This is a genomic window from Micromonospora sp. (assembly GCF_048594385.1).
GTDB lineage: Bacteria > Actinomycetota > Actinomycetes > Mycobacteriales > Micromonosporaceae > Micromonospora > Micromonospora wenchangensis.
In genome coordinates, this window is sequence record NZ_JBMDWU010000160.1 from 1 (window position 1) to 4,757 (window position 4,757).

4 protein-coding genes are annotated in these 4,757 nt (G+C 74.4%); all 4 read left to right on the plus strand.

What is annotated here, in order from left to right; genetic code table 11:
* The coding region (locus ACOJTC_RS08390; protein ID WP_420116405.1) for a PucR family transcriptional regulator at positions 1-826 on the plus strand (826 nt) is incomplete at its 5' end.
* A gap of 173 nt (positions 827-999) precedes the next feature.
* Positions 1,000-2,022 carry an alcohol dehydrogenase catalytic domain-containing protein gene (locus tag ACOJTC_RS08395; RefSeq protein ID WP_420116406.1) on the plus strand — a complete coding sequence of 341 codons (1,023 nt, stop codon included), beginning with the start codon at positions 1,000-1,002 and terminating at the stop codon, positions 2,020-2,022.
* Entirely contained in the window at positions 2,019-3,494 is a 1,476-nt protein-coding gene (locus ACOJTC_RS08400) for an amidohydrolase family protein (RefSeq protein ID WP_420116407.1), read from the plus strand. Before ACOJTC_RS08395 ends, ACOJTC_RS08400 begins: the two co-directional genes overlap by 4 nt.
* Complete coding sequence (locus tag ACOJTC_RS08405; RefSeq protein ID WP_420116408.1) at positions 3,491-4,462, plus strand: BMP family ABC transporter substrate-binding protein; 972 nt, start codon at positions 3,491-3,493, stop codon at positions 4,460-4,462. Before ACOJTC_RS08400 ends, ACOJTC_RS08405 begins: the two co-directional genes overlap by 4 nt.
* Positions 4,463-4,757: the final 295 nt, after the last annotated feature.

Genomic DNA, 4,757 nt, shown 5'->3' on the forward strand with positions numbered 1-4,757 from the left:
GTGGGAACTGGCGGCGGCGGCGACCACCGCGCTGTTGATCGAGGCGGTCCGGCACGAGTCACCGCCGCCCGCCGTACGGGACGCCCCGACGGTGCTGCGGGCCCTGCGTGACGGCCCCGGCGGCCCGGCCGGATCGCCGTCGACGCCCCGGATGGGCGAGGCGGAACTGCTGCGGGCCGGCGCGGCGCACGGTTGGCGGCTGGACCAGCCGCACGCCGTGGCCGGGATCGCGTACACCGGGGAGCAGCAGCGCCGCTGGGCGTCCGCGCTGAGCTGGCTGGACCGGCCGGTGCTGGCCGAGGGGCGACTGGCCTGGACCCTGCTGCACGGCGACGTGGAGCGCGAGGTGACCCGGCTGCGGGCCCGGCTGGACCAGATCGTCGGCCCCGGGCAGGTCCGGGTGGTCGCCGGGGCGCTGGTGACCGGGCCGGCCCGGACGGCGGCCTCGTTCCGCGACGCGGACCGGCTGCTGCGGCTGCTGCTGCGTTCGTCCGACGAGCGGTCCGAGCTGCCGTTCGGGCAGGCCGGCCTGGCGCAGGTCCTGCTGGCGGTGCCGGACGAGCGGCTGCGCTGGTTCGTGCACCGGCACCTGGGGCCGATCGCCCACCGCGACGACCTGCTGCGCACCCTGGACTGCTGGTTGGCGACCGGGGGCAGCCGGCAGGCGGTCAGTGAACGGCTGCACCTGCACCGCAACTCGGTGGGCTACCGGGTCGGCCTGATCAAGCGGCTGCTGGGGGTCGATCCGCTCGACCCGCGAACGGTCGCGGTGCTGCGTACGGCGCTCGTCGCGCGGGAGTTGCTGGCCGCGTCCGAGGCCGGTTGATCCCCTGGTGGGCGGCCTGTGAACGGCCTGGACGCCCGGCTTCGTTAACCGTTCCGCCTCTTTTGCGGCAAGCCGTTGACACGCCGCCGCCCCGCAGGCAGAGTACGACCCCAAGCAGCGAGAATCACAATGCAAGACGCCATATTGACTGGTAGACCATGGGGGAGGTTGCGATGCGGGCGATGGTCCAGACCGGTTTCGGCGGCGCCGAGGTGCTGAGCCTGCGGCACCTGCCCGACCCCGAGCCGGGCCCGGCCGACGTGGTCGTCCGGGTGCACACCGCCGCCGTCAACCGCCTCGACCTGCTCCAGCGGCGCACCGCCCTGCTCCCCGGCTTCGAGCTGCCCCACGTCGGCGGCATGGACGTCGCCGGCCAGGTCGACGCCGTCGGGCCGCAGGTCACCACGGTACGCCCCGGCGACCGGGTGCTGATCGACCCGACCATCGGCTGCGGAGCCTGCGCCACCTGCAAGAACGGCCAACCGGGCTACTGCGCGACGCTGGCCGTGGTCGGCGGGAACCGCCCCGGCGGCTTCGCCGAGTACGTCACCGTGCCCGCCACCGTCGTACACCGGGTGCCCGCCCACGTCGACCTCGCCGAGGCCGCCGCGCTGCCCACCGCGTGGAGCCTCGGCTGGCACGCCGTGCACCGCGTCGGCGGGGTCCGCGCCGGGGAGTGGGTGCTCGTGCAGGCCGCCACGAGCGCGGTCAGCATCGCCGCCGTCCAACTCGCCCGCCGGGCCGGCGCCCGGGTGCTCGCGGTGGCGCGTACCGAGGCCAAGCGGGCCGTCGCCGCGGACCTCGGCGCGGACGTGCTCGACCTCGACGAGCACACCGTCGAGCGGGTGCTCGAGTACACCGACGGCCACGGCGTCGACCTGGCCGTCGACCACGTCGGCACCGCCACCTGGGCCACCTCGCTGGCCAGCCTGCGCACCGGCGGCCGGATCGTGCTGCTCGGCAACACCACGGGCGACCAGGTCAGCTTCTCACTCTCCGACGTCTACCGGCGGGGGCTGCGGCTGCTCGGTGCCGGGGCGTACCGGCCGGCCGACTTCGCCGACATGCTCGACGCCTACTTCACCGGCGGCCTGCGGGTGCTCCGGGGCGCGGAGTACCCGCTGGCCGACCTGGCGCAGGCGTACGCCCGGCAGGAGTCCGGTGACCTCGTCGGCAAGATCCTCGTCCGGCCATGACCACCACCGCGACGGCGCACACCGCCGACCCACGCCCGGCGGACCTGCTGATCGCCGATGCCGAGATCGTCACCATGGCCCCCGACCGGGCGCTCGTCCCCGGCGGCACGATCGCCGTGATCGACGGCCGGATCGCCGCGATCGGCCCGGCGGCGGCCCTGCGCGCGGCGTACCCGGGCAGCCCCGAACTCGATGCCACCGGCTGTGTGGTCGTCCCCGGCCTGGTCAACGCCCACCAGCACACCACCGCCGACCCGCTGGTGCGCAGCAGCATCCCCGACGACGTCCCGGCCCAGCAGGCGATCTTCGACTGGATCGTGCCGCTGCACGCCGCGGTCACCGGCGACGACGACGAACTGTCGGCCACCCTCACGGCCGTCGAGTCGCTCAGCTACGGGGTCACCACCCTGCTGGAACCCGGCACGGTGGCGCACCCGCTACGGGTCGCCGCCGGGCTGCGTACCGCCGGCATCCGGGCCCGGGTCGGCGGCTGGGGTTGGGACGCCGACGACGCGCCGTACGCCATGCCGGCCGCCGACACCCTCGCCGCGCAGGCCGAGACCGTCGCCGCCCTGGCCGGCGACCCGCTGGTCACCGGCTGGATCACCCTCGTCGGGCACGACCTGGTCAGCGACGCGCTGTTCACCGGGGCGGCGGACCTGGCCGAGCGGCTCGACGTGCCGATGACCTGGCACCTGTCGCCCGGCCCCGAGGACGCCGCCGCGTTCGCCGCCGCCGGCCGGGCCCGGCCCGTACGCCACCTGCGTGACCTCGGCGTGCTCGGCCCCCGGCTGCTGCTCGGCCACGCGGTGTGGCTCGACGACGCCGAGGTCGACGCGCTCGTCGAGACCGGCACCGCCGTCGCCTCCTGCCCGGGGGCCTACCTGCGGCTCGGTCAGGGCTTCACCCGGGCCGGCCGGCACACCGCCCTGCACCGGGCCGGCGGCCGGCTCGCGCTGGGCTGCGACTCGCACAACGCCGGGGACACCCCCGACCTGTGGCGGGCCGCCCGACTCTTCGCCGGCCTGGAGCGGGACCGGGGCGTCCCCGACCCGCTGCGCGCCGACGAGGTCTTCGCCCTGGCCACCGTCGACGGCGCCGCCGCCGTCGGGCTCGGGGCGCGGACCGGTTCGATCGAGGTCGGCAAGGCCGCCGACCTGGTGCTGCTCGACACCCGGACCATCCCCTGGACCCCGCGCGGTGACCTGCCCACCCAGCTCGTCTGGGGTGCGGCCGGGCACACCGTCCGGGACGTTCTGGTCGACGGCCGGCTGGTGGTCCGCGACCGGCGGGTCACCACCGTCGACGTCGACGCCCTGCGCGAGGAGGCCGCCCAGCGTCGGGCCGCCCTGCTGCGCCGGGTCGGCATCGACATCCCCCCTCGCTGGCCCACCGTGCCAGCGACCGAGTTCTCCGCGCGCCGGTCCGTGCCGGGCGGCGCGCCGACCCCACGTGAAGGGAAAGCACCATGACAATGAGGATTGGTCGGGGTCCGGCGGCGCTGCTCGCCGGGGCGCTGGGGTTCGCCCTGGTCGGTTGCGCGAGCAACGACGCGACCGCGCCGTCGGCGGGAGGGTCGGCCAGCAGCGGTACGGCCCCCGCCGGGCAGCCCGACGCCAACGGTGACGGCAAGGTCGTCATCGGCGTGCTCAGCCCCGGCGACATCAACGACAACGGCTACTACGAGAGCTTCGTGGTCGGTGCCGAGAAGTTCGCCACCGAGAAGGGCTGGCAGGTCATCAAGCGCGGCAACGTGCCGCCGACCGAGGCGCTCAGCGCCGCCCGCGCGCTGTGTCAGCAGGGCGTGGACATGGTGGCGCTCGGGGCCTCCGAGCTCAAGGACGCCATCCCGGCCTCCGAGGAGCCGGTCTGCGCCAAGACCTCCTGGTACGTGCCGTCGTCGGAGAACATCCCGCAGACGCCGCGGGTGACGCTGTCCAGCGACGACCCCAACCAGAGCATGCTCGCCGCCGGGTACGCCACCGGCCTGGTCATGCAGGCCAAGAACGCCACCAAGGCCGGCTTCGTCACCGGCATGGAGGCCGACTTCTCGGTCAACGCCGCCAAGGCGTACAAGGCCGGCATCCGGATGGTGGTGCCGAACGCGACCCTGGTGACCACCTACACCGGTGACTTCAACGACTCGGCGAAGGCCCGGGAGGCCGTCCAGGCGCAGATCAGCCAGGGCGTCAAGGTCGTCTACCCGTACCTGGGCGGGGCCACCGACGCGGCCGCCAAGCTGGCCAACACCGGCGGCGCGCTCACTCTGACCCCGGGCACCGACCGGTGCGACTCGACCGACCCGCGCTTCGACATCTCGGTCATCTTCGACCCGGGCGCGTACTTCGCCGCCGCGCTGGAGCTGTTCGCCAAGGGTGAGATGACCCTCGGCACCACCAAGAAGTGGGAGCTGGGCAAGGACCCGTACCCGGCCGTCTAGATCTGCAAGCCGACCCCGGAGCAGACCCAGAAGATGGACGCCTTCGTCGCCGACGTGGCCAGCGGCAAGACCGACACCGCCGCGACGGTCGCCAAGCTCGGCTCCTGATTCCCGCTGCCCGACGACCAACGAGGTGAAACGGACTGTGGACGTTGACGACCAGCTGACGCCGGCTCTCACCCTGCGCGGAGTCAGCAAGCGTTACGGTCCGGTCGTCGCCTGCGACGCCGTGGCTATCGCCGTACGCCCCGGCGAGGTCCCAGGCCGGCGCGGCGGGTACGGGGCCGGTAAGTCT